The sequence below is a fragment of the Bradyrhizobium sp. MOS003 genome (assembly GCF_003020125.1).
Classification (GTDB): domain Bacteria; phylum Pseudomonadota; class Alphaproteobacteria; order Rhizobiales; family Xanthobacteraceae; genus Bradyrhizobium.
In genome coordinates, this window is sequence record NZ_PYFW01000005.1 from 162,800 (window position 1) to 188,957 (window position 26,158).

26 protein-coding genes are annotated in these 26,158 nt (G+C 64.0%); 7 read left to right on the forward strand and 19 right to left on the reverse strand.

What is annotated here, in order from left to right; translation table 11 throughout:
• Positions 1-18: 18 nt before the first annotated feature.
• Complete coding sequence (locus C7G42_RS22920) at positions 19-864, reverse strand: DeoR/GlpR family DNA-binding transcription regulator (protein ID WP_106951211.1); 846 nt, start codon at positions 862-864, stop codon at positions 19-21.
• A 123-nt stretch (positions 865-987) separates the two neighbouring features.
• Complete coding sequence (locus tag C7G42_RS22925; protein WP_106951212.1) at positions 988-1,662, reverse strand: HAD family hydrolase; 675 nt, start codon at positions 1,660-1,662, stop codon at positions 988-990.
• Between the two features lie 155 nt (positions 1,663-1,817).
• On the opposite strand from C7G42_RS22925, the gene C7G42_RS22930 reads away from it, so the two are divergent.
• Together C7G42_RS22930 and C7G42_RS22935 are read left to right on the forward strand one after the other, a co-directional pair.
• A complete protein-coding gene (locus tag C7G42_RS22930; RefSeq protein WP_106951213.1) occupies positions 1,818-2,267 on the forward strand; it encodes a nuclear transport factor 2 family protein in 450 nt (149 codons plus the stop codon).
• A 103-nt stretch (positions 2,268-2,370) separates the two neighbouring features.
• Complete coding sequence (locus tag C7G42_RS22935; RefSeq protein ID WP_245427914.1) at positions 2,371-2,775, forward strand: nuclear transport factor 2 family protein; 405 nt, start codon at positions 2,371-2,373, stop codon at positions 2,773-2,775.
• Positions 2,776-2,831: 56 nt separating this feature from the next.
• Here C7G42_RS22935 and C7G42_RS22940 read toward each other — a convergent pair whose 3' ends face one another.
• The 10 genes from C7G42_RS22940 to C7G42_RS22985 all read right to left on the reverse strand — a co-directional run bounded on the left by C7G42_RS22940 (position 2,832) and on the right by C7G42_RS22985 (position 16,912).
• Complete coding sequence (locus C7G42_RS22940; protein WP_106951214.1) at positions 2,832-3,023, reverse strand: hypothetical protein; 192 nt, start codon at positions 3,021-3,023, stop codon at positions 2,832-2,834.
• A gap of 221 nt (positions 3,024-3,244) precedes the next feature.
• The gene (locus C7G42_RS22945) at positions 3,245-3,655 is read right to left on the reverse strand and encodes an acyl-CoA thioesterase (protein WP_106951215.1); all 411 of its coding nucleotides are present in this window, start codon (positions 3,653-3,655) and stop codon (positions 3,245-3,247) included.
• Between the two features lie 19 nt (positions 3,656-3,674).
• A complete protein-coding gene (locus C7G42_RS22950; protein ID WP_199581081.1) occupies positions 3,675-5,771 on the reverse strand; it encodes a 3-hydroxyacyl-CoA dehydrogenase NAD-binding domain-containing protein in 2,097 nt (698 codons plus the stop codon).
• Positions 5,772-5,773: 2 nt separating this feature from the next.
• Positions 5,774-7,057 (reverse strand): acetyl-CoA C-acetyltransferase, encoded by a 1,284-nt coding sequence (locus tag C7G42_RS22955; RefSeq protein WP_106951217.1) that lies wholly within the window; start codon positions 7,055-7,057, stop codon positions 5,774-5,776.
• Entirely contained in the window at positions 7,057-9,324 is a 2,268-nt protein-coding gene (locus C7G42_RS22960; RefSeq protein WP_199581082.1) for an acyl-CoA dehydrogenase, read from the reverse strand. Before C7G42_RS22960 ends, C7G42_RS22955 begins: the two co-directional genes overlap by 1 nt.
• 283 nt (positions 9,325-9,607) lie before the next feature.
• Positions 9,608-10,231 carry a flavin reductase family protein gene (locus tag C7G42_RS22965; protein WP_106951219.1) on the reverse strand — a complete coding sequence of 208 codons (624 nt, stop codon included), beginning with the start codon at positions 10,229-10,231 and terminating at the stop codon, positions 9,608-9,610.
• 85 nt (positions 10,232-10,316) lie between these two features.
• Complete coding sequence (locus C7G42_RS22970) at positions 10,317-10,916, reverse strand: TetR/AcrR family transcriptional regulator (protein WP_094975780.1); 600 nt, start codon at positions 10,914-10,916, stop codon at positions 10,317-10,319.
• Between the two features lie 34 nt (positions 10,917-10,950).
• Positions 10,951-14,088: an efflux RND transporter permease subunit gene (locus tag C7G42_RS22975; RefSeq protein ID WP_106951220.1), complete on the reverse strand. Its 3,138-nt coding sequence runs from the start codon at positions 14,086-14,088 to the stop codon at positions 10,951-10,953.
• A gap of 183 nt (positions 14,089-14,271) precedes the next feature.
• A complete protein-coding gene (locus C7G42_RS22980) occupies positions 14,272-15,378 on the reverse strand; it encodes an efflux RND transporter periplasmic adaptor subunit (RefSeq protein ID WP_106951221.1) in 1,107 nt (368 codons plus the stop codon).
• Between the two features lie 202 nt (positions 15,379-15,580).
• Positions 15,581-16,912: an MFS transporter gene (locus C7G42_RS22985; RefSeq protein ID WP_106951222.1), complete on the reverse strand. Its 1,332-nt coding sequence runs from the start codon at positions 16,910-16,912 to the stop codon at positions 15,581-15,583.
• Positions 16,913-16,989: 77 nt separating this feature from the next.
• Here C7G42_RS22985 and C7G42_RS22990 point away from each other — a divergent pair, with 77 nt between their 5' ends.
• Positions 16,990-17,436, forward strand: coding sequence for a ribosomal maturation YjgA family protein (locus C7G42_RS22990; RefSeq protein WP_199581083.1), 447 nt, complete (start codon positions 16,990-16,992; stop codon positions 17,434-17,436).
• Positions 17,437-17,529: 93 nt separating this feature from the next.
• Here C7G42_RS22990 and C7G42_RS22995 read toward each other — a convergent pair whose 3' ends face one another.
• Positions 17,530-18,696, reverse strand: a complete 1,167-nt coding sequence (locus C7G42_RS22995) for a winged helix-turn-helix domain-containing protein (protein ID WP_106951224.1) — start codon at positions 18,694-18,696, stop codon at positions 17,530-17,532.
• A 101-nt stretch (positions 18,697-18,797) separates the two neighbouring features.
• The gene (locus C7G42_RS23000) at positions 18,798-19,052 is read right to left on the reverse strand and encodes a hypothetical protein (protein WP_106951225.1); all 255 of its coding nucleotides are present in this window, start codon (positions 19,050-19,052) and stop codon (positions 18,798-18,800) included.
• 407 nt (positions 19,053-19,459) lie between these two features.
• Between C7G42_RS23000 and C7G42_RS23005 the strand changes: the two genes are divergently transcribed.
• On the forward strand, positions 19,460-20,101 hold the full coding sequence (locus tag C7G42_RS23005; protein WP_106951226.1) for an OmpA family protein: 642 nt from the start codon (positions 19,460-19,462) through the stop codon (positions 20,099-20,101).
• Positions 20,102-20,151: 50 nt separating this feature from the next.
• Here the strand turns inward: C7G42_RS23005 and C7G42_RS23010 are convergent, their stop codons facing one another.
• Positions 20,152-21,510 (reverse strand): phospholipid carrier-dependent glycosyltransferase, encoded by a 1,359-nt coding sequence (locus C7G42_RS23010; RefSeq protein WP_245427879.1) that lies wholly within the window; start codon positions 21,508-21,510, stop codon positions 20,152-20,154.
• Between the two features lie 122 nt (positions 21,511-21,632).
• Between C7G42_RS23010 and C7G42_RS23015 the strand changes: the two genes are divergently transcribed.
• Positions 21,633-22,334: a FecR family protein gene (locus C7G42_RS23015; protein ID WP_199581084.1), complete on the forward strand. Its 702-nt coding sequence runs from the start codon at positions 21,633-21,635 to the stop codon at positions 22,332-22,334.
• 2 nt (positions 22,335-22,336) lie between these two features.
• A complete protein-coding gene (locus C7G42_RS23020) occupies positions 22,337-23,515 on the forward strand; it encodes a hypothetical protein (protein ID WP_199581085.1) in 1,179 nt (392 codons plus the stop codon).
• 135 nt (positions 23,516-23,650) lie between these two features.
• On the opposite strand, the gene C7G42_RS23025 is transcribed toward C7G42_RS23020, so the two are convergent.
• From C7G42_RS23025 to C7G42_RS23035, 3 genes are all read right to left on the reverse strand, one after another.
• The gene (locus tag C7G42_RS23025; RefSeq protein ID WP_106951230.1) at positions 23,651-24,139 is read right to left on the reverse strand and encodes a VOC family protein; all 489 of its coding nucleotides are present in this window, start codon (positions 24,137-24,139) and stop codon (positions 23,651-23,653) included.
• 40 nt (positions 24,140-24,179) lie between these two features.
• Complete coding sequence (locus tag C7G42_RS23030; protein WP_106951231.1) at positions 24,180-24,608, reverse strand: VOC family protein; 429 nt, start codon at positions 24,606-24,608, stop codon at positions 24,180-24,182.
• Positions 24,609-24,738: 130 nt separating this feature from the next.
• The gene (locus C7G42_RS23035) at positions 24,739-25,251 is read right to left on the reverse strand and encodes a cupin domain-containing protein (RefSeq protein ID WP_106951232.1); all 513 of its coding nucleotides are present in this window, start codon (positions 25,249-25,251) and stop codon (positions 24,739-24,741) included.
• Between the two features lie 129 nt (positions 25,252-25,380).
• Here C7G42_RS23035 and C7G42_RS23040 point away from each other — a divergent pair, with 129 nt between their 5' ends.
• The gene (locus C7G42_RS23040) at positions 25,381-25,599 is read left to right on the forward strand and encodes a CsbD family protein (protein WP_106951233.1); all 219 of its coding nucleotides are present in this window, start codon (positions 25,381-25,383) and stop codon (positions 25,597-25,599) included.
• Positions 25,600-25,682: 83 nt separating this feature from the next.
• On the opposite strand, the gene C7G42_RS23045 is transcribed toward C7G42_RS23040, so the two are convergent.
• A complete protein-coding gene (locus C7G42_RS23045; RefSeq protein WP_018323238.1) occupies positions 25,683-26,147 on the reverse strand; it encodes an FKBP-type peptidyl-prolyl cis-trans isomerase in 465 nt (154 codons plus the stop codon).
• Between the last annotated feature and the right edge of the window lie 11 nt (positions 26,148-26,158).

Here is a 26,158-nt window from a genome sequence, read left to right on the forward strand (position 1 = left end):
GGCAAACGTTTCAGACCGCTATCGCAGCCGCACCACCGGCGCGGCTTCCGGCGCCGCATCCTGCGCCTCGGCCTGTGCATCATCGATGTCCGCCCCCTTCGGCATCGCGGCCATCACCTCGATGCCCTTGCTGTGGCAGATCGTGGCGAGGCGCTCAGGCAGCTCCTGGTCGGTGACGAAGGTCTGAATTTGGGTGATGTGCGCGATGCGGACCGGCGCACTGCGGCGGAGCTTGGTGGAATCCGCAACCAGCATGACGGTGCGGGCGTTGGCGATGATGGCTTGCGCGACCTGCACCTCGCGATAATCGAAATCGAGCAGCGCGCCCTCCTCGTCGATCGCGGACGCGCCGATGATGGCATAGTCGACCTTGAACTGGCCGATCAGCTGCGTCGCGGTGGAGCCGACCACGGCACCATCGGCGCGCCGCACCGTGCCGCCGGCGACGACGACCTCGATGCGAGGATGGCGGTAGAGCAGCATCGCAACGTTGAGGTTGTTGGTGATGACGAGGAGATCCTCGTGTGAGGTCAGCGCGCTCGCGACCTCCTCGGTCGTGGTGCCGATGTTGATGAACAGCGAGCAGCCGTTCGGGATCAGCGATGCGGCGGCAGCTCCAATCGCTTTCTTCTCGTCGGCGGCGACGAAGCGCCTCGCCTCATAGGCGAGGTTTTCGACGCCGGAGGCGATAATGGCGCCGCCATGGATGCGGGTCAGCGATCTCCGTTCGCAGAGGTCGTTGAGATCCTTGCGGATGGTCTGCGCCGAGACCTCGAAGCGGCGCGCGAGCTCTTCGACCATGACACGGCCCGAGGCTCGCGCGATGTTGAGGATTTCGGCTTGGCGATGGGTCAGTCCGGTCACGGCAAAGGCCTCAAATCAGGAAGCCACATGGTGCGGCGGTTCTCGCCTTCGGTCAATGCGCGCGGCGATCACGGTTAACGATGCGGCCGCTCACCACGCCATCTCTTACCAAGCCATCATCTCTTACCAAGCCATGGCGCTCTCGAGACGCGCGAGCAGTTGCGGATCGTCGAAGGCGCTGGCGGATGCGACGGCGCCGGCTGCAACCAGGTCAGCATGGCTGAGGCTGGTCCGGACGCCGATGGTCGGAATGCCGGCCGCGGTGGCCGATTGGACGCCGGTGCGGGAGTCCTCGAATGCGATCGAGACCTCTGCGCTCGCACCCACGAAACGCAGGCCCTCCTGATAGGGCAGCGGATGCGGCTTGCCGTGCGGCAGTTCGGCACCGATCACGAGCGCCTTGAAACGATGCGTGATGCCGAGGCCGGAAAGCAGCAGCTCGGCATTGAGACGCGGCGCGTTGGTCACGGCGACCATGGGAATGCCGGCCGCATCCGCGCGATCCAGCAGCGCCATCAGCCCCGCCAACGGCTCGATCTGCCCGGCCACGAGCGTTCGGAAAACCTCTTCTTTCTCGTCAAGGATCTCGGCACGCCGCGCCGGCGTTTCGTCGGGCAAGAAGCGCTCGCCGATCGAGACATTGGCGAAGCCCTGCAGCTCCCTGGAGAAGCGCTCGTGATCGAACACATGGCCGCGCGGTCCCAGCACCTGGTTGAAGGCCTTGAGATGCAGCGGGTCGGTGTTGGCGAGCGTGCCATCGATGTCGAACAACAACGCCCTGCCGATTGCCTCGATCATTTCTCTACTTTCCCAAATCCGCGATGCATCAATGCGAAAGACGTATCAATACGCTCTCGTGCACGCAATGATGCATCCACATGACCACAATGCGACACTCGACAAAGCTGCATGCGACTGCAACACTCCTCGCAAGATCAAAAAAGGAGGAAACGATGATCAACCGACGCGATCTGGCTCTTTCGACTCTTGCCGTCTCCGCGCTTGCGCTCTCCGCACCGGCGCTTGCCGCCTCGGCAGACGAAGAGGCGGTGGCGAAAAAGGTCGAGGCCTTCCGCCTCGCCCAGATCGCGGCCGACCCGAAGGCGCTCGGCGCGCTGTGCTGGGACGATCTCAGCTACAGCCATTCCAGCGGCAAGGTCGAGGACAAGGCGACCTTCATCGCCAATGCCACCGACGGCAAGTCGAAGTTCCTGTCGATCGACTACAAGGATCCCACCATCAAGGTCGTCGGTCCCGCCGCGATCGTGCGCTTCCACTGGATGGCCGAGCAGGAGATGGCGGCCGATGGGAAGAAAGTGTCGACCAACCTTCACATTCTGATGAACTGGCAGAAGCAGGGCGACGAGTGGAAGCTGCTGTCGCGCGCCGCGACGAAGTTGTGATGTGACGACTTGCCCCTCCCCTTTTGGGTGTTCAGACCGGGGGGGGGGTGGCATACGCGGCCTCGATCGCCGTGCTTAAGACCGCCGATGCTTGGCATCGGCTATGGCGATGGCGGCGAGAAGATCAAGGACGGAGGATAGTATGACGGACCACGAGGCGGTGGCAAAGAACGTCGAGGCATTTCGCCTCGCCCAGATCGCGGCCGATCCGAAGGCGCTCGACGCGCTGTGCGCGGACGATTTGAGCTACAGCCATTCAAGCGGCTTCCTCGAGGACAAGGCGGCCTTCGTCGCCAACGCCACCGACGGCAAGACCGAATTCCTGTCGATTACGTACAAGGATCCAACCATCAAGATCGTCGGTCCCGCCGCGATCGTACGCTTCCACTGGATGGCCGAGATGATGACCGGCGGACAGAAAGTGACAAACAGCCTTCACATCCTGATGAACTGGCTGAAGCAGGGCGACGAGTGGAAGCTGCTGTCGCGCTCCGCCACGAAACTGTGATGCGACAACGCGATTCCGTGCCGCGCCTGCGCGGCCGGGAATGACGCGTACGGCGCTTACGCCGCCTCCTTCACATCGCCGTTAACCAGCTTGCGCGCGGCGCGTTCGGCTTCGCGGGCGTTGCGGAAGAACTGGCCTTCGAGGCGATTGAATTGGTGGGACGAAGCGAAGAAGCAGTAGCCGCCCTGGCCGCGAACGACGATGCCCGCGGTCTCCGAGTTCACTTCAATGATGTAGCTGTCCGGCATGGCCCGTAGATTCCTCAATGCGGGCAAATAACGGCGTCTCTGCCCTTTGGTTCCCAGGGCAAATCAACCGGTTTCCACCGCGAATCGACTCGCTCATGGGTACGCCGGGACCTCATCCGTTTTATGACTGGTTGTTGGCGAAGCCGCGACGCGTTGACTCATCCGCGCCGCGTTTGGCGAGCTGCAACTCTTCGTGTGATGGGACGCAAAGTCGCGCGCGATTAGGTCGCGACCGGCATCTCGGTCGAGCGGACTTCCTGCGGACGGCCGTGCTCGTCGATCGAGACATACGTAAAATTGCCGTCAGTGACGAGCAACGGGTGCTCCTCGCCGCGCCGCAACGCCCAGGCTTCCAGATGCACCGTCAAAGAGGTGCGGCCGACGCGGACGAGGTTGGCATAGACCGAGACGAGGTCGCCGACGTAGACGGCCTTGCGAAAATTCATCGCCTCGATCGCGACGGTGACGGTGCGCGACTTCGCGACTTTGGATGCGAACACACCGCCGCCGACGTCCATCTGGCTGAGCAGCCAGCCGCCGAAGATGTCGCCATTGGCGTTGGTGTCGGCGGGCATCGCCAGCGTGCGGATGCAGAGATCGCCGCGCGGCGCGCTGTCGGACTTCTCGGTCATCGGGTTTCTCTTGAAGCTCTCACTTGAAATTGGCCCACCCCGGATCGGGCGCGAAGCGCTCGCCGAATCGTCCGGCCAGCCCGCGCAAGGTCGACACGACATTCTCCACGCCGCGCGTGCGCGCGTAATTCAGGGGACCACCACGGAACGGTGCATAGCCGGTACCGAAGATCATGGCGCCGTCGACCGCATCAGGATCGTCGACGATGCCCTCGCGCAGGGCCGCCACGCAGACATTGGACATCGGCAGCACCAGCCGGTCGATCATCTGGTCGGTGACGCGCGGACCGGTCTCGGGGAGCGGTGCCTTCTCGGCCTTGCCGTCCTTCCAGGTATAAAAGCCCTTGCCGGTCTTGCGGCCAAGCTCGCCCCTGGCGACTTTGTCGCGCAACCATGCGGGTGTGGGCGGCAAGAGATCACCGAACTTGGTGCGCAGCATGTCGCCGACGTCGAGGCAGATGTCGAGCCCGACCTGGTCGGCGAGTTCGATCGGCCCCATCGGCATGCCGAACTGTTCGGCCGCGGCGTCGATCAGGCGCTGGTCGATCTTCTCGTCCAGCATCACCATGGCTTCGAGCATGTATGGCGTCAACGCCCGGTTGACGAGGAATCCCGGCGAGCTCTTCACGGATAGCGGCAGACGATCGATCGCGCCGACGAAAGCCAGCGCCTCCTTCAGCACCTGTGGGTCGTTGCCGTCGTGACTGACGACCTCGACCAGTTGCAGCCGCGACACCGGATTGAAAAAATGCAGGCCGACCAGCCGCTCGGGCCGCGCCAACGTGGTGCGCAGATCCTGAAGCGGGATGCTCGACGTGTTGGTGGCAAGGATGGCACCCGGCTTCATCCGCGGCTCGAGCCCGGCATAGACCTTCTGCTTCAGCTCGAGCTTCTCAGGAACTGCCTCAATGACGAGATCGGCATTGCGGACGCCCTCTCCGTCCATGTCCGGGATCAGACGATCGAGCGCGTCGCGCACCTCTGTCGGTTTGCGGATGATCTTGCCAAACAGTTCGGCGGCGCGCATCACGGCGCCCGCGATCGGTTCGGCCTTCATGTCGGCGAGCGAGACGCGCAGCCCCTGCCCGGCTACCCAAGCCGCGATGTCGCCGCCCATGGCTCCGGCGCCAATGACGTGAACGTGCTTGATGGTGTTGCCCGAGCCTGCCGCCTTCTTCATCTGCTCGCGCAAGAAGAAGACCCGGATCAGGTTCTGGGCGGTCGGCGTCACCATCAGCCTGGCGAACGAAGCCTGCTCTGCCTTCAGCATCGCGGCCTTGTTGCCGCCATGGGCCGCCCAGAGGTCCATCAGCGCGTAAGGCGCGGGATAGTGTTCGCGGGACGCCGCCTTCGCCGCCTCCGACCGCATTCGCCTTGCCAGGAGTCCGCGCACGAAGCCGAAATTGGCTGCAAGCGTGAGCAAGCCGGGCGTGGTCCGCTTCAGCCGGCCGAACAGTGCATCCTTCACCGCGCCCCGGACATGACGCTCCTGCGTCACGGTATCGACGAGGCCGAGCGACTTAGCGCGGCGCGCATCGATGGTGCGGCCGGTCAGCATCAGTGCCATCGACTGGGTGGGATTGACCAGCGCGGTAAATCGCGCGGTGCCGCCGAGGCCGGGATGCAGGCCGAGCATCACCTCCGGGAAGCCGAAGCGCGCCCCGTCGATCGCGATGCGCGACTGGCAGGCGAGCGCGACCTCGAGGCCGCCGCCGAGGCAGAAGCCGTGGATCACGGCGACGGTCGGCAGCTTCAGGGCTTCGAGATGATCGACCACCGCATGCGCGGCGCGGATGCGTGTCTCGACCATGTCGGGGTCGGAGGCACCGCGGAATTCGTTGACGTCGGCACCGGCGATGAAGCCGGATGGTTTGGCGGAGCGAATGACGAGGCCGGCCGGACGCTCGGTCTCGATCGCTGCGAGCACGGCGTCGAACTCCTCCACCACGTCCGAGGACAGCGTGTTGGCGCTGGCGTCCGCGCGGTCGAATAGCAGCCAGGCAACGCCATCCTCGTCGCGCGTCAGCTTGAAGTTCTTGTACGCACTGTCCGTCGCAGGCCTGGGCCCGAGTTCCAGCACGCGGTCGCCCAGCGCGGTCATGATCTTCGAATCCATGGTCACACCGCCTCGATCAGCATGGCGCCGCCGAGCCCGCCGCCGATGCACTCGGTGGCAATTCCGCGCCGCGTGCCGAGCCGCTTCATCGCGTTGACGAGATGCAGCACGATGCGGTTGCCGGAGGTCCCGACGGGATGGCCGAGCGAGATCGCGCCGCCATCGACGTTGAGCTTGTCACGGTCGATCTCGCCGGCCGCGCCGTCGAGGCCGAGAATCTCGCGGCAGAACTTGTCGTCATTCCAGGCAGCCAAGCAGCCGAGCACCTGCGTCGCGAAGGCCTCGTTCAGCTCCCAGGTTTCGACGTCCTGAACCGTAAGGCCGTTGCGCGCAAGCAGAGGCGTCGCCGACATCACCGGACCGAGCCCCATGATGCTGGGATCGAGCGCGGCCCAGTTGCTGTCGACGATAACGGCCTTCGGCGTCAGTCCGTGCTTTGCGACCGCGGCGTCGGAGGCCAGGATCACCCAGGACGCGCCATCGGTGATCTGCGACGAATTGCCGGCCGTGACCTGTCCCCAGGGACGTTCGAACACCGGCCGCAGCTTTGCCAGTGTCTCGGCCGTTGAATCCGGGCGTACGCCGTCGTCATGGTCGAAGAACTTTCCGTCGCGGGAGAACGCCGTCTCGACCTCGCCCTTGAGAAATCCCGCGCCTTGCGCATGCGCGAGCCGGCGATGGCTTTCGGCGGCATAGGCATCGGACTGGGCCCGCGTGATGCCGAAGAGATGGCCGACGATCTCGGCGGTCTGGCCCATGTTCAGATCGGTGATGGGATCGGTCAGTCCGCGCTCGAGGCCGATGATCGGCTTGAGATCGCGCGGACGCAACTTGAACGCAGCGGCCAGCTTCGCGGCCATGCCCCTGGCGGTGGCAAGGCCGGCGAACCAGCGCACGCCGGAGTTCGGCCAGACCAGCGGCGCATGGCTCAGCGCCTCGGTGCCCCCGGCGAGGATCATGTCGGCATGGCCTTCGCGGATATAGCGATAGGCGGCGTCGATCGACTGCATGCCGGAGCCGCAATTGATCTGTACGGTGAATGCGACCATGTCCTCGCCCATGCCGAGCCGAAGCGCGGCGACGCGGGCCGGATTCATCTCGTCCGCGATCACGTTGACGCAGCCAAGAATGACCTGGTCAAAATCCGCTGGTGCAAATGGCTGGCGCGCCAGGAGCGGCCGGCCGCATTGCACAGCGAGATCGACCGGCGTGAACGGACCTGGCCCCGAACGCGCCTTCAGAAACGGCGTCCGGCTGCCGTCGACGATGAAAACCGGTCGTGCCATCAGCTCGCTGCTCTCTGCTCACCCAGTTCCTGGAAGAATTGATGCACGTCTCCGGATTTCTTGTAAATCGGCGACAGCGCCTCCGGCGCAAAATCGTCGACCTCAATGACTCTGGTGACCGCTTCGTGAGCGGCGGCGAGCTGCTCACCCTCGACCTGCGTGATCACCCCCTTGGCGACGGCGTCCTTCCAGTCGCGAACATGCGCGGCACGCACGCGCTTGGCGATCGCGTCGGTGGCGGTCACCAGCTTGAACGCATGCTCCAGCCGGGCGAAGCCGCCGTCATCATCGACATGGGCCAGATCCGGCGTGAGGCGCTCGCGCGCAGCCGAGGGCTCCAGCACCAGGCTCGCACATTGGTGCACGACCCGGTCGGACGGGCCGAGCACGCGGGCGCCGAACGGCTGGACCACGAACTTGAGGAAGCCCGCGACGAAGCGATTGGGCAGATTGGCGAGGATTTCGGCAAGTCGGTTCTCGATGGTTTTGAAGCCCGTCGCCATGCACCATTCCAGCGCGGCAAAGTCTTCCTTCTGCCGGCCTTCGTCCTGCCAGCGTTTCAGCGCGGCAGACAGGAGATAAAGTTCAGAGAGGATATCGCCGAAGCGCGCCGATAGCATCTCCTTGCGCTTGAGTGCGCCGCCAAGCGTCAGCAGCGCCATGTCCGCGCAGAGCGCAAATGCCGCCGAATAGCGCGAGAGCTGGCGATAGAAAGGCGTGGCGTCGCCCGCATCGGGCGCCAGCACGAAGGCGCCGAAGGTCCAGCTCCGACCGAAAGCCCGGAACAGGGTCTGGAAGCTGTGGCCAACATGTTTCCAGAACGTCTTGTCGAAGGCGGTCAGGCCACGCTCGCGATCGGCGTCGGCCAGCGCATTCATCTCTGCGAGCAGATAGGGATGCGCGCGGATCGCGCCTTGCCCGAACACGATGAGATTGCGGGTCAGGATGTTGGCGCCCTCGACCGTTATGCCGACGGGGACGGCGCGGTGGAGATTGCCGAGATAGTTTTGCGGACCGTCGATCACGGCCTTGCCGCCATGAATGTCCATGGCGTCGTCGACCGCTGTGCGCATCCGCTCGGTGGCGTGCAGCTTCATGATGCCGGAGATGACGGCGGGATGAACGCCGGCATTCAGTGCGGCGCAGGTCAGGCGCCGCGCCGCATCCAGCTGGTAGGCGGTGGCGACGATGCGCGCAAGCGGCTCCTCGACGCCTTCGAACTTCGAGATCGAGATGCCGAACTGTTCGCGGATACGGGCGTAGGCGCCGGTCGTGCGCGCCGCATAGGCAGCGCCCGCCGCCGAGAGCGACGGCAGCGAGATGCCGCGGCCGGCGGCTAGTGCGGTCATCAGCATCTTCCAGCCCTGTCCCAACCGCTCCTTGCCGCCGATGACGTAATCGAGCGGAATGAAGACGTCGCGGCCCCAATTGGGACCGTTCTGGAAGACCTGCATCGACGGCAGGTGGCGCTGGCCGATCTCGACACCGGGCAGATTGGTCGGGATCAGCGCCACGGTGATGCCGAGTTCCTCCTGGCCGCCCACGAGGTGGTCGGGATCATAGGCCTTGAAGGCAAGACCCAGCAGCGTCGCGACGGGGCCAAGCGTGATGTAGCGCTTGTGCCAATTGAGTCTGAGCCCGACGACCTCGCGGTCCTCGAAGGTGCCCTTGCAGATGATGCCGGTGTCGACCATGGAAGCGGCGTCGGAGCCGGCTTCCGGGCTGGTGAGGCCGAAGCAGGGAATGTCACGGCCGTCGGCCAAGCGCGGCAGCCAGCGCTCCCGCTGCTCTTTGGTCCCGAAATGCATCAGCAGCTCTCCGGGCCCGAGCGAATTCGGCACCATCACCGTGACGGCCGCCGCGATCGAGCGGGTCGAGATCTTGCGCACGACTTCCGAATGGGCGTAGGGCGAGAAGCCGAGGCCGCCGAACTCCTTCGGAATGATCATGCCGAAGAACTTTTCGCGCTTGATGAAGTGCCAGACATCATGCGGCAGATCGCGCCATTCCCAGGAGATCTTCCACTCGTCGAGCATGGCGCAGAGCTCGTCGACGGGACCGTTGAGGAAGGCAAGCTCCTCCTCAGTCAGTTTGGCTGGCGCAATTTTCAGCAGCTTCGACCAATCAGGGTTGCCGGTAAATAGATCGGCATCCCACCAGACGTCGCCCGCCTCCAGCGCTTCGCGCTCGGTATCGGACATCGCCGGCAGCACGCCGCGAGCCCAGGAAAATATCGGCTTGGTGATGGTGTCGCGGCGGAAGCTCATGGCTGACCTCATGCATCGGCGCGGTTGGCGGCATTTTAGCGGAAAGTGGCTGGCGGGGGTGAAGACTTCGCCCGCGACATTGACGCGGCCGGGCGGCCGCCCTGGCCAATAACGGCCGGGACGCGGGAGCAGTTCCGGGAGGGGAATGGGGCCGAATGTCACCGCCGTCATCCCGGGGGCGCGCTCTTGGCGCGAGCCCGGAATCCATACTCCCGATCATGGTTACGGATTCCGGACTAGACGCTATGCGCCGCTCCGGAATGACAGGACAGTTTGGCCGGTCTTAATCCGGCCGGATCATCTCGAACATGTTTTCCGGCTTGATCTCGAAATAGTCCCCGCGGCGGCCGGCGCGGACGATCGGGCGGGCGGCGGCGGTCTGGTAGACGCCGTCCTTGATCATGGCTTTGTCGATGTGGACGGCGACGACCTCGCCCAGCGTCAGCCACGCATCGGCTACCTTGCCGTCGGCACCCTTGAGGCGGACGATGTCGGACACTTTGCACTCGAAGGCGACGGGGCTCTCGCCGACGCGCGGCACATTGACGAGCTTGCCGGGCACGGCGGTGAGGCCCGCGATCTCGAATTCGTCGACCTCAGGGGCGACATGCGCGGCGGTCGCGTTCATGTGCTTGGCGAGGTCCATGGTGGCGAGATTCCAGACGAACTCGCCGGTCTGCTGGATGTTCTCGACCGTGTCTTTCCAATTGGTGGAAGAGAAGCCGATGATCGGCGGCACGTAGCAGAAGGCGTTGAAGAAGCTGTAGGGCGCCAAGTTGACGTGGCCCTTGGTATCGCGAGAGGAGATCCAGCCGATCGGTCGCGGCGCGATGATGGCGTTGAAGGGGTCATGCTTGAGGCCGTGGCCCTTGGAGGGCTCGTAGAAGTACAGGTCTTTGTCGGTCACGCTGGCTTTCCCCTGCCCGTCCTCGTCGCCACCAGCCGGTCGGTCTGGGGCGTTGAGCCTGCTTACAGGAGAAATTCCGCGCCCGTCAGTGGCGCGGCGACAGACCCGCGATGACGAAATCGATCATCTGGTCGATGGTCGGGCCCGGCTTGGTGGCACACTGGGCGATCATCTGGGGGTGGAAGAACCGCATCATCGCAGTACAGGAGCACAGCGCGGCCAGTTGGAGATCGGGTGCCTCGAAATCGCCCGAGGCGACGCCCTGAGCGATCATCTGGCCGACAAAGCCGCCAATGCACTCCATGTGATTGACGCAAACCTGCCAATCCTCCTGCATCGCGATCTCGACCATCTCGTGCAACTTGTTGTCGCCGACATAGCGCTCGGTATTCATCCGGTGGATGGTGGTGAGCAACTCGCGGAAGCGCTCCGGCACCGGACCAGGCTTCGCCACGATCCGCTGCGCCTCGAGCTCGACCTCGCCCATCAAACCCCGCGCCACCGCCTGATGAATCGCCTTCTTCGATTCGAAGAAGCGATACACGTTGGCGGGGCTCATCCTGAGCTCCTTGGCGATGTCCCCGACCGTAGTCTTCTGGTAGCCGATCTGGCGGAACAGCCGCTCGGCCACCTCGAGAATACGATCCCGGGTGTCGCCTTCGATATGTTCCGCAACCAGTGTCATCTGTCAGGACTCGTTCGCCAGCACTTCATCTCACTTATTCAGCCGCTTCAGCAAGCGGAATTGCCGGATGTTCATCGCTGCCATGCTGCGACGCGGCAGGCTGCTCGGGAGTGCCCGCCTCGTCCAGGCTCTTCCGGAACCAAAGTGCATAGAGGCCCGGCAAATACAGCAGCGTCAGGAAGGTCGCGACGAACAGGCCGCCCATGATGGTGATCGCCATCGGACCCCAGAAGGCCGAGCGCGACAGCGGGATCATGGCAAGGATGGCCGCGAGCGCAGTCAGCACCACCGGACGGGCGCGGCGAACGGTGGCCTCCACGATCGCCTCGCGTCGGGTCAGGCCGTGCGAGACGTCGGTCTCGATCTGGTCGACGAGGATGACCGTGTTGCGCATGATCATGCCGGCAAGCGCGATCAGGCCGAGCAGCGCCACGAAGCCGAACGGGGCATTGGCGACGTTGAGGCCGAAGGAGGCGCCGACGATGCCGAGCGGCGCGGTCAGGAACACCAGGATCAGGCGCGAGAAGCTCTGTAGCTGGATCATCAGCAGCGTCAGCATCACCATGACCATCAGCGGGAAGAGGACGAAGATCGAGGCGTTGCCCTTGGCCGATTCCTCGAACGCGCCGCCTGCCTCGATCCGGTAGGCCGGCTCGAGATGGTCCTTGATCGCCTTCAGCTTCGGCGTGATCTGGCCCGTGACGTCGGGCGCCTGCACGCCGTCGACCACGTCGGAGCGCACGGTGATCGCCATGTCGCGGTTGCGCCGCCACATGATCGGCTCCTCGTGGGCATACTCGATCTTGGCGACCTGTTGCAGCGGCACGGCAACGCCGTTTCGCGAGGTGATCGTGAGGTCGCCGACACCGCCGAGGTCGAGGCGTTCGGACGGAACCGCACGGGCCACCACGCCGACCTTCTCGATGCCGTCGCGCACGGTCGTGACCTGCGAGCCCGAGATCAGCAGCGCGAGCGCCTGCGACACGTCTTGCGGGGTCAGGCCCAGGGCGCGGGCACGATCCTGGTCGACGACGAGCTTGAGGTAGGGCGACTGCTCGTTCCAGTCGAGCTGGACGTCCTTGACGCTCTTGTTCTGCCGCATGACGTCGCGGACTTGGTAGGCGATCTCGCGCACCTTGTTGGCGTCGGGACCGATCACGCGAAACTGCACGGGGAAGCCGACCGGCGGGCCGAAGTTGAAGCGGTCGACGCGGACGCGCGCCTCGGACAGCATGCCGTCCGCAACCGCGTTCTCGATCTTGGCCTTGACGCGCTCGCGCCCCTCGACGCCCTTGGCGACGATGACGATCTCGGCAAAGGCCTCGTTCGGCAGCTGCGGATTGAGGCCGAGCCAGAAGCGCGGCGAGCCCTGGCCGACATAGGACGTGTAGGTCTCGATGTCCTTGTCATCCTTCAGCAGCGTCTCGGCCTTCTTCACCGCCTTTTCAGTGACGTTGAAGGCGGTGCCCTCGGGCAGGCGCAACTGGAAGAACAGTTCGGGGCGCTCCGACAGCGGGAAGAACTGCTGCTGGACGTGGCCGAAGCCGACCACCGAGGCGATGAAGATTCCGACGGTCGCGACCACCACGGTGATGCGGTGATTGACACACCATTGCACGATGGCGCGCAGGCCCCGGTACATGCGCGTCTCGTAGACCGCGTGCGGATCGTGATTGTGGTGCACCGTGATGTTGGGCAGCAACTTGACGCCAATGTAGGGCGTGAAGATCACCGCCACGAACCAGGACGCGACCAGCGCGATCGCCACGATCCAGAAGATGCTGCCGGCATATTCGCCGACCGCGGAATTGGCAAAGCCGATGGGGAGGAAGCCAGCGGCCGTGACCAGCGTTCCCGTGAGCATCGGAAACGCAGTTGATTCCCAGGCAAAGGACGCCGCACGCATGCGGTCCCAGCCCTGCTCCATCTTCACGACCATCATCTCGACCGCGATGATGGCGTCGTCGACGAGCAGGCCGAGCGCGATGATCAGCGCACCCAGCGTGATGCGGTGCAGGTCGAGCGACATCATGTTCATGACGATGAAGACGATGCCGAGCACCAGCGGCACCGACAGCGCGACCACGATTCCCGTACGCCAGCCCAGTGCCAGGAACGAAACGAACAGCACGATGACAAGCGCTTCCATGAAGGAGTGCACGAACTCGCCGACGGCGTGCTCGACCACCTTGGGCTGGTCGGCGATCAGCTTGACGTCGATGCCCTGCGGCACCGCCTTCATGAAATCGGCCGTCGCCTTCTCGACCTCTTTGCCGAGCTCGAGGATGTTGGCGCCCTTGGCGGTGACGACGCCGATGCCGATCGCGGCCTTGCCTTCCTGACGGACGACGAAGCTCGGCGGATCGACATAGCCATGGGTGACGGTGGCGATGTCACCGAGGCGGAACACGCGGCCGTTGCTCTCGACCGGCGTCTCGGCGACGGCCTTGGCGCCGTCGAGCGCGCCGGTGACGCGCAGCGGCACGCGCTGCGAGGAGGTTTCGACCGTGCCGGCCGGCGTCACATTGTTCTGCTTGGCGAGCGAGTCGAACAGCGCCTGCGGGGTGATGCCGAGGGTGGCGAGCTTGGCGTGGGAGAACTCGACGAAGATGCGCTCGTCCTGATTGCCGTAGACGTCGACCTTGGTTACGCCCGGCACCTTCAGCATGCGCTGACGGAAGCCTTCGGAGACCTTCTTGAGCTGGGCGTAGTCGGCGCCGTCGCCGGTCATCATGTAGAGAATGGAATCGACGTCGGAGAACTCGTCGTTGACGACGGGTCCCAGGATGCCCGACGGCAACTGGCCCTGCACATCAGCGAGCTTCTTGCGCAGAAGATAGAAGAGGTAAGGCACGTCCTTCGGCGGCGTGGAGTCGCGGAAGGTGACTTGGAGCGCGGTGAAGGCGGGCTTGGAATAGGTCTGCACCTTCTCGAAATAGGGCAGCTCCTGGATCTTCTTCTCGATGGGATCGGCGACCTGGGTCTGCATCTCCTGCGCGGTCGCGCCCGGCCAAATCACGGAGACGTTGACCACCTTCACCGTGAAGAACGGATCTTCGGCCCTGCCAAGCTTCTCATAGGAGAAGAAGCCGGCGACGCCGAGCATGATCATCAAGAAGAGAACCAGCGTCGGATGGCTGACGGCCCAGGCCGAAAGGTTGAAGCGCTTCATCGCTCTCTCCGAAAGGACGATCCAATTGCCAAAAACACGACAGCCACACTGTTCAAAGCGTCATCGGGAGGCAGCGAAGCAATCCAGGGGGCTGGGCAGGTTCTGGATCGCTTCGCCGCTTCAGCCTTTGCTTAGGGACAAAGGCCGAAACTCACCTCACACGACGTAACTCGAAAACGAGACCTAAAAGGACAGTGACGAGACGACCCGCACCCGCTGGCCCGGATCGAGCTTCTGCACGCCGAGGGCTACGATCTTGGCGCCCTCGTCCACGCCGCTGGCGATGACGACGTCGTTGCTCTCGTAGGACTTCACCACGACCGGCTTCAGCGTGAGCGCACCGTTGTCGTCGACGACGTAGAAGGACGGCTTGCCGCCTTCGTTGAACAGCGCCGACAGCGGCAGCCGCGCGACGCGCTCGGTCGCGGCATCCGACAGCGTCAGCGTCGCGGTCATGCCGAGCGACACCTTGTCGTCGGCCTCGGGCAACGAGAACTTTGCAAGATAGGTGCGCGTGGCCGGATCGGCCGTCGGCGCGATCTCGCGGAGCTTGGCCGTATACTTCTTGCCCGGCTCCGACCAAAGAGTGACGCTGGCGACGCCCGATTTGGCACGTCCGACCAGCGTCTCAGGGATCGCGACGACCGCTTCCTTTTCGGCAAAGCGAGCGACGCGGATCGAAGTCTGGCCTGCGGCAACCACCTGGCCGGGCTCGATCAGCGTTGCGGTGACGACGCCACGGGCGTCGGCGTTGAGCGTCGCGTAGGAAAGGGAATTCTTGGTCAACTCGACCGACCGCTCGGCCCGGTTCAGGCGCGCGCGGGCCTCATCGGCGGACGCACGGCTCTGATCCAGTTGGGCGTCGGTGGTCCAGCCCTTGGCCTTCAGATCCTTGGCGCGCTGCTCGGCGGCGGCGGCCTGGGCCAACACGCCGGTCGCGGCGGTCAGCTCGGCGACCGACTGCTCGGCCTGGAGCTTCAAATCGACCTCGTCGAGGGTGGCGAGCGGCTGGCCGATTTCGACGGTTTGGCCGACTTCCACGAGGCGCTTGGCAACCTTGCCGGCGACGCGGAAGCCAAGATCGCTCTCGATCCGGGGCCGGACGGTGCCGACGAAACTGCGCTCGGGGGTCTCGGCATCATAATGCGCGGTTGCGACCAGAACCGGGCGCGGCGGCTCGGCCTTTTCGGCGACGGTGTCATTGCATCCGGCGAGGGCGGCAGCCATCAACGCCAGCGAAACGCCGGCCAAGAGCCTGGAATAGCTGGACAAAACAGACCGGACGAACATCGAAGGACACTCCTGCATCTCGAATGAGAGCAATGTCGACTAATCACTGACGAAAGTCAATAATCGTCAGTCATCAGGAATGCGTGATCTTTAAGGGGTGGTAAGAGTCGAAAGGACCATAAGTCAGGTAGGTGCCCTGATAAGGGCAGAGGACGGGTCCGCAGCCTGGATCATCCAGGCTGCGCGACGGTGGGTTTGCCCTCTACCGCCCCTGCTCGACAAACTCATGCTTGCTGTCGTGGCCGCCGATGAACACCAGAATGCCGGCAAGCAGCGGCAGCACGGCGAGCACCAACAGGCCGGTCGAGGTCTGGCCCGTGGCTTCCTTGACCCAGCCGATCAGGTAAGGCCCTCCGAAGCCGGCGAGGTTGCCGATCGAATTGATCAGGGCGATGGCGCCGGCGGCCGCGGTGCCGGAGAGCCATGCGGTCGGCAACGTCCAGAACACGCCGAAACAGCAGAACACGCCGATCGCGGCCACCGTCAACACCACCATCGTCATGGTCGGGTCGGTGAGATAGCTGGAGACGGCGAGCGCAACGGCGGTGAGCAGCAGCGGCGCGCCGACATGCTTCACGCGTTCGCGCGTGGCATCGGAATGCCGCGCCCACAGGATCATGGCGATGGTGCCGAACAGATACGGGATCGCGGTGACGAAGCCGGTCTGCGCGTTGGTCAGCCCAAAGGCCTTGACGATCTGCGGCAGCCAGAACTGCATGCCGTAGAGCGCGCCGACAAAGCCGAAATAGATCAGGCTGAGCGCGATCACCTTCGGCGAGGACAATGCCTCGCCGAGCGAAAGGTGCTTCACCGCCTGCTTTGCCGCGATTTCCGAATCGAGCTTCGCCTTCAGCCACGCCTTCTGCTCGGCCGACAGCCAATCCGCCTTCTCTGGCTTGTCGGTGAGGTAGAACCAGGTGACGATGCCGAGCAGCACTGAGGGAATGCCTTCGATGATGAAGAGCCACTGCCAGCCCTTCAGGCCCATCGTGCCGTCGAGCCCGAGCAGCAGGCCCGACACCGGCGCACCGATCACGGTCGAGACCGGCACGGCGATGGCAAAGGCCGCAAGGAAGCGGGCGCGATATTCGGCCGGATACCAATAGGTGAGATAGAGGATGATGCCGGGAAAGAAGCCGGCCTCGGCGACGCCGAGCAGGAAGCGTAGGACGTAGAAGCTGGTGACACCGCTCGTGAGCGCCATCAGCGCCGAGATGATGCCCCAGGTCACCATGATGCGGGCGATCCAGCGGCTGGCGCCGAATTTCTCGAGCGCGAGATTGCTCGGCACCTCGAAAATGAAATAGCCGATGAAGAAGATGCCGGCGCCCCAGGAGAAGATCAGCGGGGTGAACTTCAGCTCCGCATTCATGGTCAGAGCGGCGAAGCCGAGATTGACGCGGTCGAGATAGGAGAAGAAGTAGGCCAGCACCAGGAACGGAATCAGGCGCCAGGAGATGGCGCGGATGGTCGAGGTCTCGATGTCCGATTTGTTGCCGCCGGCGGAACCGGCATAGGTGGTGGTCTGGCTCATGGCTTCCCCCGGGTTGTTGCTTTTATGGGCTGGTTGCGGTTTTCAGCATCGCGGCCGAAGAGTCAATGGAGCAAGCAATGCACGGCACGCAACCGGATAAACCTGCTGCGCTGTTGCGGACTTCGATAATCCGCGCCGCCCTCGCCCTCGCGGTGATCGCCTGCGGACTGTCCCTGCGCTGGTACGGCTATCCGATCGGCCTGCCCGCGTTCGTCGTGAAGTATGGCGGCTCACTGCTGTGGGCGACGATGGTGTTTCTGCTGGTCGGGGTTCTGCTGCCGCGGCTCACGCGGGCACAGATTGCGGCCCTCGCGGCGATGATCACCGTCGTCGTGGAATTCTCCCGGCTGGTGCATGCGCCCTGGCTCGATGCGTTCCGGCTGACGACGGCCGGCGCACTGCTGCTCAGGCGCATCTTCTCGCTTTGGAATCTGGTGGCCTACGCTGTCGGGATTGTTTTCGGCGCTTGGATCGATCGGGTTGCAAAATTGCGCGGTCTCGTAGGATGGGCGAAGGCGCCCTAGCGCCGTGCCCACGTCTTCTCATCGAATAGGCGAGACGTGGGCACGCTACGCTTTGCCCACCCTACGAGACTACGAGACCGGTGGCCTTGCAGCTCACTCCGCCAATTGAAACCGCTCGAAACGATCGAGCTCGTCCTCGATCTTCTGCTTGAGCTCCTTGCGCCCCGCCGTCTTCCTGCCCTGTCCCGCCCAGGTCCATTTCTGCATCAGCAGCTTCTTCGCCTGCCGGTCGGTCTTCATGTCGAGCGCGGCGACGATCTCGTCGCCGACCAGCACCGGCAGCGCGAAGTAGCCGAGCTTGCGTTTGGCCTTCGGTACATAGGCCTCGAACAGATGGTTGTAGCCGAAGATGAGATTGGTGCGCTTGCGCTGAATGATCAGGGGATCGAACGGCGAGAGGATGTGAACGAGATCGGGCGAGACCACCTCGCCGTTCGCCTCGAGCGCGGCCGGCGCTGCCCAATGCTCCTGTTTGCCGGCACCTTCGATCGCGACTGGCACCAGCTCGCCGCGGCGGACGCGGGAGGTGATCAGGCCGGCCACCGCCTTCTTGCGCGGCGCATCGAGATGGCAGATCGAATCCAGACTCACCACGCCCTGGGACCGCAATGCGCGGTCGAGCAGATAGGTCGTGATCTCCCTGGCCGACGCCGGCTTCGGCAGCCTGTCCCAGCCGAAATGCCGCGTCATCAGCTCGTAGGTCTTGAGCATGCCCTGGCGCTCGCTGATGGTCACGGCGCCGGTATAGAAGGCGAGCTGCAAAGCCCGCTTCGAGGGTTTACGGCTCTGCCACAGATGCTCCTTCTCGGTGAGCACATCGTCCTCGATATCGCGGATCGTCAGCGGCCCTGCACGCACCAGCCGCATCACCTTGCGCGTGTCCGCAGGCTTCACCGAGGCGAACCATTTGTGCCCTTCGCGGCGATGCTCGCGCATCGCCGGAAGGAAGAAACGGAAGTCGCCGGCGGGCACGTAGGACAGCGCGTGCGTCCAATACTCGAACACGCTTCTGTCGACGCTCTGGGCGTGGCGCAGATTGGCGCGACGGTAGGACGGGATACGGCTGAACAGGATGTGATGGTGGCAGCGCTCGATGACGTTGATGGTGTCGATCTGCACGTAGCCGAGATGGGCGACCGCATCTGCGACGGCCTGTGCTCCTTCGCCGAATGGGGCACGCTCATCCAGCCGCTGGGCATGCAGCCAGATCTGCCGGGCCTGTGTCGTGGTGAGGGGAAGCGGTTTGGGCGCGCGTGACATTGCAGAACGCAATGTAGCGGGATTCGCGCCGGGAGAAAGAACCTGACCGGAACCTGGAATGAAAAAGCCGCGCTGCCATCTGCTGACAGCGCGGCCGAAACCTACTTCGCCATCATGGCCTTCTGCGACTTCATGTAGTGCATGCAGGCGCTCTTCATCTTGCCATTGCTCATGTCGGTGTTGGCCATGGCCATTTCCTTGTTGGCCGCCATCTTGGCCGACGTGTCGGGGGTGCCGCCCATCATCGCGGCGGATTTCATCATATTGTCCTTGGTGCACGCCATCATCGCGGCGGAGGCGGGCGAAAGCGAAAGGGTGAACGCGAGAAAGGCTGCGGCCGTGAGCAAGATCTTCATCGAAAAGTCTCCTCCGTAAAATGAAACCGGCATCATGCCGGCCTTCGCAATTACGTATTCTCTCGCGTCGACGTTTCGCGGAGAAGACAATTTTCTTGCTGCGGTGCAGTGACGGAGTTGCCGGAGCCAGGGTCCATGCGTATCAACGTGATTTCAATCACAACGGGGACCGCGGCCGTTTGAACCTGTGCCGCGGCGCGTGCGACCACCTCTGTTGGTGCGACCGGCCCCGCCCCCGGGGGTAACCGCGAAACGCGTCGGTCCGCCGTCCGGAACGCCCGGAAATGCTCCAGGACCGGCCTTGTAGCGGGTGTTGCCAACGTGACCAACATCACATCAGGACATTTGAACCTGCCCTAGGCTCGCAGCATCAAATCGCTATCAGGCGAAACCGCGAGGATACGACGATGACCCGTTTTGATAAATTCTTTGGACTGAAGGCGATAACTCTCTCCGCCGCGCTGTCGATGACGGCGGGCCTGGCTTTGGCCGGTGACAACAACGTCTCGACAGGCCAGATCCTGGATGCACTGAAGCCGAAGCCGGCGACCCGCGGCCTGTCCGTCGGTCCGCAGGCCGATCCGGCGGTGCAGGCCAAGGAATCGACATTCCTGAACACCGTGCGCAACCGCTCGACCCGTTCGCTCTCGACCGGCGAGCGCGAGCAGATTGCCGAGCTCGCCGCGACCAAGCCGAAGATCGATCTGGAGATCCAGTTCGACTACAACTCGGCCGATATCGCCAAGACCTCGGTGCCCTCGGTGCAGGCCCTCGGCAAGGCGCTGTCCGATCCGGCGCTCAAGGGCTCGACCTTCGTGGTCGCCGGCCACACCGACGCGACCGGCGGCGAAGAGTACAATCAAGGTCTCTCCGAGCGCCGCGCCGACACCATCAAGAAGTACCTGGTGCAGAACTACGGCCTCAACGGCACCGATCTCGTCACCGTCGGCTACGGCAAGACCAAGCTGAAGGATACCGCCAACGGCGCCGACCCGATCAACCGCCGCGTCCAGGTCGTGAACATGGACACCAAGACCGCGTCCAAGTGATCTGCCATAACCGCGAAATACGCCGCCTGCCTCCCCGGCAGGCGGCGATGTCATATCCAGCTCTGGAACAGCATCAGCCGGCCGAAGCTCCGCATAGTGGTGCCGACGAAGGCTGCCGAGATCGGCAGCATGACTGCAAAACCGATCGCGGCGGTTCCGACATAGGCCCAGAGCAGCCAGCGCGGCAGCCCGTCCCGGCGTAGCACGTAGACCAGCGCGAGCGATGCAGCCGTCGCAGCGGGCAGATAATAGTAGATGAAGCCCAGCGTGCGCGGCAGCAATGCCCAGGCGAGCCAGGGACCGAAATAGAACGCCGCGATCAGGAACGCATCCCACCGGCGCAGCACGATGAAATCGCGCAGCACGAGCACGAGCGCGAGCAGAGCCGGCCACAGCACCAGCGGATTGCCGAGGAAGACGATCGCGGAGATGCTGTCCTCCCCCGACTTGTCGAACAGGAACCACACCGGGCGTGCGAGCAGCGGCCAGGATGGCCACGCGCTCATATAGGTGTGGCCGGCGATCGCGGTCGTGGTGTTGTCGGCAAAGATCCGGCGCTGCGCCTCGATCAGATCCGGCAACGACACCCCATAGAGTGGAACGCAAGCCGCAAGATATGTCATCGCCGGCAGTACGACGAAGCAGAGCGCGACATGATGAAGCCGCAAGCCGGGCCACAGGTCCGGCCGGTACCAGTCGTCCGGCTTCGCGTCGGCGAACAGCGTGCGCCAGCCCTGCATCAGGCGGATCACTGCGACGATGACGATGCAGACGCCGAGCGGAAACAGGCCGCTCCATTTGCAGGCCGCCGCCAGGCCGAACAGGCTCCCGGCAAGCGCGAACAGCGCCTGCGGCCGCTCGCGTCGAAAACCATGCATGAAGGCCGCGGTCGCGAGCAGACCGAAGCCGAGCGCAAAGATGTCGAGCATGGCGATACGCGCTTGCACGTAGAGCATCTGGTTGAACGCCGCGATCAGCGTCGCGGCGATTGCGGGACCCTGCGCGGAGAACAGCGCGAGGCCGCACAGATAGATCGCGACGATCGCCAATGCGCCGAACAATGTCGCAGGATAACGCCAGCCAAGCGCGTTGTCGCCGAAGGCCGCGATCGACGCCGCAATCAGCTCCTTGGCCAGCGGCGGATGCATCGGATTGAGCATCGGCTGCGACATCACGGGGGCCAGCATCTGCCGTGCTGCCGGCACGTAGTGCACCTCGTCGAAGACGAACTTGTCCGGCGTCGTCAGTCCGATCAGCAACGCGAGATGGGCAGCTAGGAAAATAGCGACAGCAACCACTGTGCTTCGCGACACTCTTGGAACTGCGGGCCGTTCAAGCGGCTGCTGTGGGGATATTTTGCGTGGCAAATTTGCGTCACCGCGGACAAAAATAAGGATCGCAGTTTTCATTGAACGCATTCCGCTGCGGCTGTCACTAAGCATAACGCACGTCTGCGCCGCTTGTGATAAATTCGCCACATCAGAAGCGCGCGCGATCCGGTACGATCAGGGACACATCGATCGGTTGTGAAATGAATTTGCGTTTCTGGCTTTTCCCCATCCTGTTGTCGGCCGCATTGTGCGTGGCGCCTGTTGCGTCGGCGCAAACGCGCGTCGGCGAAGCCGTCGTGATCCAGAACGAAGTGGTTCGCGTGGCGGCGAAGGCCACGCCGATCAGTGTCGGCGACAGCATGCTGCGCGACGAGACCGTGCGCACCGGCGCCGACAGCGCCGCGCGCTTCGTCATGGCCGACAGCACCAATCTATCGCTGGGGCCCAGCGCCACGCTCAAGCTCGACCGCACCGTCTTCAACGACGAGCACAGCTATCGCGACGTCGCGATCCGCATGACCACCGGCGCGTTCCGTTTCGTCACCGGCCATTCCGAGAAGACCGCCTACAAGATCACGACGCCGCTTGCCACCATCGGCGTACGCGGCACCACGCTCGACATCCTTTCGCAGCGCGGACGCTCCGTCGTCGTGCTTCAGGACGGCGCGGCCAGCGTCTGCACGACGAACTCCCAGTGCGTGCAGCTCACCCAACCGGGCGACACCGCAATCATCACATCGACCGGCGGCAAGGTCTCGATCACCAAGACCAACACACCGCCCTGGACCTTCGCCGCGAACTGCGCTGCAAGTGCAGGACTCTGCGCGGTGAACCAATATGCCGGCGCCTCGCCGACCATCACGCCGGCCGTCCAGGAAGACGGCATGCTGTGCGGGCGCTGACGATGGCAAAGCTCCACCTGAAACGCTTCATCCTCGCCGGTATGCTGACCGCGGCCGCTGCGCTTGCGTTCGTCGCGTCCGATATTCGTCCGGTGGCAGCCGCGGCGGCGTGTGAATCCGAATGCAGCGAGCCGACGCCCTACCCGAGCTATTCACCGTCCCCGACGCCGACTTATTCACCGTCGCCCTCCCCCTCGCCGAGCCCCTATCCCTCGCCCAGCCCCTATCCCTCGTCCTCGCCGAGTCCGTATCCGACGTCGAGTCCGACATCCACTCCGGCGCCGACCGGTGCGGATTCCAGCGGCAATTCGATCGGCGGCCTCGCCAATCAGCGCTTCAACCAGATGATCACCAACCGGGTGCTCGGCACGGTCCTGCTGGGGGTCAACGAGCAGGTCAATTGCAGCGACTGCATCAGCGCATTCGGCTCGGCCGGTTCGTTTTCGGCAGGCATCCACGGCCGCAAGGAGCTCACCAACAATCTGTCGCTGCTCGCCGGTATCGCCTACACGCAATACAACGAGGGCGGTTACAAGATCACGAGCGCGCCGATCGGCGCCTTCGCGCTCCGTTATGACTTCACCGACTGGGGCTCGTCGCGTCCGTTCTTCGACGTCGGCACCATCCTGACGCCGTGGGAGAAGGCGCGCTACACGCGCAGCTACAATACCAGCCTCGGACCGGTGAGCGTAACGAGTTCGACCAACGCTTCGAACTATGCGGTCTACGGCCGCGCCGGCTGGATAAGCCGCGTGTCGCCGCGCGACGAGGTCGCAGCTTCTATCGAGGTCTGGCAACTCTGGCAGCGCGTGTCCGGCTATAGCGACAATGCGGTGGCCTTCAACCCGTTCGACGCCACCATCGCGACCGGCACCGACCGCACCAGCCTGGTCAAGATCGGCGGCCAGTGGACGCATCTGTTCAGCAGCAACATCGAAACCAACATCAACGGCGGCTGGGTGCAGTCGTTTGCGAGCCACAGCGGCATCGTCGCCACCGTGACCGGTGACGGCACGGTGGTGCCGACCATGGGCAACCAGGGCTGGTTCGAATATGGCGGCCGGCTCGGCTTCCGCGTGCAGAAGGGCTGGGTCGTGGACCTCTTCGCCAACGGTACGCTCGGCCCGCAGCCCGTCGGCAACACCATCCACGGCGGCGTGGGGCTTCGGATCAATTATTAGCTGCGGCCACGGTCTCGTAGGGTGGGCAAAGCGAAAGCGTGCCCACCAACTCTCTCAACAGGGACGGATGGTGGCCAAGGCGCAAGAGCGCCTTGCCCCACCTTACGACGCTGATCGTGCGGCGAGAGCACTGCGCTACGCCGCCGACTTGCCCTCGAACGCGCGGCGTAGCACGTCGACATCCAGCTTCACCATCTTCATCATGGCCTGCATCGCGCGCGCAGCTGCTGCCCTGTCCGGGCTCGACAGGAATTCGAACATCACCTTGGGCACCACCTGCCAGGCCACGCCCCAGCGATCCCTGAGCCAGCCGCACTGCTCCTCCTTGCCGCCATCGGCCAGGAAAGCGGTCCAGACGCTATCGACCTGGGCCTGGTCATCGCAATGGATCATCAACGAGATGGCGTGGGTGTATTCCATCTTCATACCGCCGTTGAGCGCGACCAGCGGCTGACCGGCGACCGTGAACTCGACCACGAGCACGGAGCCCTCCTTGCCGGAAGGGCCGTCCGATACGTTGCGCTGAACGTGCGTGATCGCCGAATTCGGCACCAGCGAGACATAGAACTTCGCGGCTTCCTCGGCATCGCCGTTGAACCACATGCAGGGCACGACCTTGGACATCTTGAATGCTCCTCCTCGGTTTAGCGTTCAAACGAGCTGATCAGGCATCCGCCGTGGCGGGCTGCGGAGGGACAGCCGCCATGTCCATCCAGTTCACACCCCACATATGGCCGTCCGGATCCTCGAAGCTGCGGCCGTACATGAAGCTGTATTCGTCCTTCGGACCGGGATCGGCCACCCCGCCCGCTGCCTCGGCCTTGCCGACGATCGCGTCGACCTCGTTGCGGGTGTCGGCGGACAGGCAGAACAGCGCCTGGTTCGAGGTCTTTGCATCAGAGATGGGCTTCGGCGTGAACTGACGGAATTTGTCGTGGGTCGTCAGCATCACGTAGATGGCCTCGGAAAAGACCATGCAGCTCGCGGTGTCGTCACTGAATTGCGGGTTCCGGGTCGCGCCGACCGCTTCATAAAAAGCGGTCGCACGCTTGAGATCGGTCACCGGCAGATTGAGAAAAATCATCCTGGGCATCGGACGCTCCTTGGGCGGGTTCTGCCCAAGGACGGATAGGCCGACGGCCGCCCGACACCGCGTCCGGATATTTTTCGAGGTCACCCCCGCCCGGTTCTGTCCAACAGAACCGGAAGGCGACCGTCAGGTCTTACTTCTTCTCGTTCGGATCCCGGTGGACGGGATCGATCCACAGCACGGTTTCGGGCTTCTCGACCGGCTCGATGTCGAGGTTGATCGCCACCGCCTCGCCGTCGCTGCGCACCAGCACGCATTCCAGCACCTCGTCTGGGCTGGCGTTGATCTCTTGATGCGGCACGTAAGGCGGGACGAAGATGAAATCGCCGGGGCCGGCTTCCGCGGTGAATTGCAGGCTCTCGCCCCAGCGCATCCGCGCCCTGCCCTTCACGACATAAATGACGCTTTCGAGATGGCCGTGGTGATGTGCGCCGGTCTTGGCGTCCGGCTTGATGCTGACGGTGCCGGCCCACAATTTCTGGGCGCCCACGCGCGCAAAATTGATCGCGGCGGCGCGGTCCATGCCTGCCGTCGACGGCACGTTGGTATCGAGTTGGTTGCCGGGAATGACCCGCACGCCGTCATGTTTCCAGCGATCGTCGTGATCGTGGTCATGGTGGGAATGCGAATGATCATGGCCGGTCATGGGACTTGCTTTCTGTTGGTTCCGTGCGCGGCAACCTAACCCGAAGCCCCGCTGGCGAGCCATACCAAAATTGGAACTCTCGTAGCCGCAGAACGTTGTCTATGCGAGCACAATGGAAGGAGAATTTTCATGGGTAGCACGACCGACAAGATCAAGGGTACCGCCAACGAAGCCATCGGCAAGGCCAAGCAGGGCATCGGTGAAGCCACCGGTTCCGACCGTTTGAAAGGCGAGGGCGTGATCCAGGAAGTGAAGGGCAAGGGCCAGCAGGCCATGGGCGATGCCAAGGACGCCGCAAAGGACGCGATTGATCGCGCAGCGGCGGGAGCCAAGCGCGCGACGGAATGACGCGCGGCATCTGAAAGCGAGAAGACCGGCCGAAAGGCCGGTCTTTTTGTTTGTCTTGCCGGATTCGGCCTGGCCGCTACGCGTCACTTTACCGCGAGCAATTCCACGTCAAACATCAGCGTCGCATTCGGCGGGATCACGCCGCCGGCGCCGCGGGCGCCGTAGCCGAGCTGCGGCGGGATGATCAGCGTGCGCTTGCCGCCGACCTTCATCGAGGCAACGCCCTCGTCCCAGCCGGCGATGACACGGCCCTTGCCGATCGGGAATTCGAACGGCTCCTTGCGATCGACAGAGCTGTCGAATTTCTTGCCCTTCTGGCCGTTCTCGTAGAGCCAGCCGGTATAGTGCATCACGCAGATCTGGCCGGGCTGCGGCGAGGCGCCGGTGCCGACGGTGGAATCGATGATCTGCAAGCCTGAAGCTGTGGTCATGGTCTTTCCTGCGGTCTGGGCCGAGGCCGTGGTGGAAACGAAATGCGACACGCCTGCGATCACCGTAATCGCGAGCGCCGACATCAGGGTGAGGAGTGCGCGCTGGAAACGCTGCATAAGGCACCTTC

Bases quoted from the DNA above. Each gene is read 5' to 3' on its own strand.
- C7G42_RS22925 (WP_106951212.1), bottom strand. From the start codon at position 1,662: ATGATCGAGGCAATCGGCAGGGCGTTGTTGTTCGACATCGATGGCACG.
- C7G42_RS22930 (WP_106951213.1), top strand. From the start codon at position 1,818: ATGATCAACCGACGCGATCTGGCTCTTTCGACTCTTGCCGTCTCCGCG.
- C7G42_RS22935 (WP_245427914.1), top strand. From the start codon at position 2,371: ATGGCGATGGCGGCGAGAAGATCAAGGACGGAGGATAGTATGACGGAC.
- C7G42_RS22940 (WP_106951214.1), bottom strand. From the start codon at position 3,023: ATGCCGGACAGCTACATCATTGAAGTGAACTCGGAGACCGCGGGCATC.
- C7G42_RS22945 (WP_106951215.1), bottom strand. From the start codon at position 3,655: ATGACCGAGAAGTCCGACAGCGCGCCGCGCGGCGATCTCTGCATCCGC.
- C7G42_RS22950 (WP_199581081.1), bottom strand. From the start codon at position 5,771: ATGGATTCGAAGATCATGACCGCGCTGGGCGACCGCGTGCTGGAACTC.
- C7G42_RS22955 (WP_106951217.1), bottom strand. From the start codon at position 7,057: ATGGCACGACCGGTTTTCATCGTCGACGGCAGCCGGACGCCGTTTCTG.
- C7G42_RS22960 (WP_199581082.1), bottom strand. From the start codon at position 9,324: ATGAGCTTCCGCCGCGACACCATCACCAAGCCGATATTTTCCTGGGCT.
- C7G42_RS22970 (WP_094975780.1), bottom strand. From the start codon at position 10,916: ATGACACTGGTTGCGGAACATATCGAAGGCGACACCCGGGATCGTATT.
- C7G42_RS22975 (WP_106951220.1), bottom strand. From the start codon at position 14,088: ATGAAGCGCTTCAACCTTTCGGCCTGGGCCGTCAGCCATCCGACGCTG.
- C7G42_RS22980 (WP_106951221.1), bottom strand. From the start codon at position 15,378: ATGTTCGTCCGGTCTGTTTTGTCCAGCTATTCCAGGCTCTTGGCCGGC.
- C7G42_RS22985 (WP_106951222.1), bottom strand. From the start codon at position 16,912: ATGAGCCAGACCACCACCTATGCCGGTTCCGCCGGCGGCAACAAATCG.
- C7G42_RS22990 (WP_199581083.1), top strand. From the start codon at position 16,990: ATGCACGGCACGCAACCGGATAAACCTGCTGCGCTGTTGCGGACTTCG.
- C7G42_RS22995 (WP_106951224.1), bottom strand. From the start codon at position 18,696: ATGTCACGCGCGCCCAAACCGCTTCCCCTCACCACGACACAGGCCCGG.
- C7G42_RS23000 (WP_106951225.1), bottom strand. From the start codon at position 19,052: ATGAAGATCTTGCTCACGGCCGCAGCCTTTCTCGCGTTCACCCTTTCG.
- C7G42_RS23005 (WP_106951226.1), top strand. From the start codon at position 19,460: ATGACCCGTTTTGATAAATTCTTTGGACTGAAGGCGATAACTCTCTCC.
- C7G42_RS23010 (WP_245427879.1), bottom strand. From the start codon at position 21,510: ATGAAAACTGCGATCCTTATTTTTGTCCGCGGTGACGCAAATTTGCCA.
- C7G42_RS23015 (WP_199581084.1), top strand. From the start codon at position 21,633: ATGAATTTGCGTTTCTGGCTTTTCCCCATCCTGTTGTCGGCCGCATTG.
- C7G42_RS23020 (WP_199581085.1), top strand. From the start codon at position 22,337: ATGGCAAAGCTCCACCTGAAACGCTTCATCCTCGCCGGTATGCTGACC.
- C7G42_RS23025 (WP_106951230.1), bottom strand. From the start codon at position 24,139: ATGTCCAAGGTCGTGCCCTGCATGTGGTTCAACGGCGATGCCGAGGAA.
- C7G42_RS23030 (WP_106951231.1), bottom strand. From the start codon at position 24,608: ATGCCCAGGATGATTTTTCTCAATCTGCCGGTGACCGATCTCAAGCGT.
- C7G42_RS23035 (WP_106951232.1), bottom strand. From the start codon at position 25,251: ATGACCGGCCATGATCATTCGCATTCCCACCATGACCACGATCACGAC.
- C7G42_RS23040 (WP_106951233.1), top strand. From the start codon at position 25,381: ATGGGTAGCACGACCGACAAGATCAAGGGTACCGCCAACGAAGCCATC.
- C7G42_RS23045 (WP_018323238.1), bottom strand. From the start codon at position 26,147: ATGCAGCGTTTCCAGCGCGCACTCCTCACCCTGATGTCGGCGCTCGCG.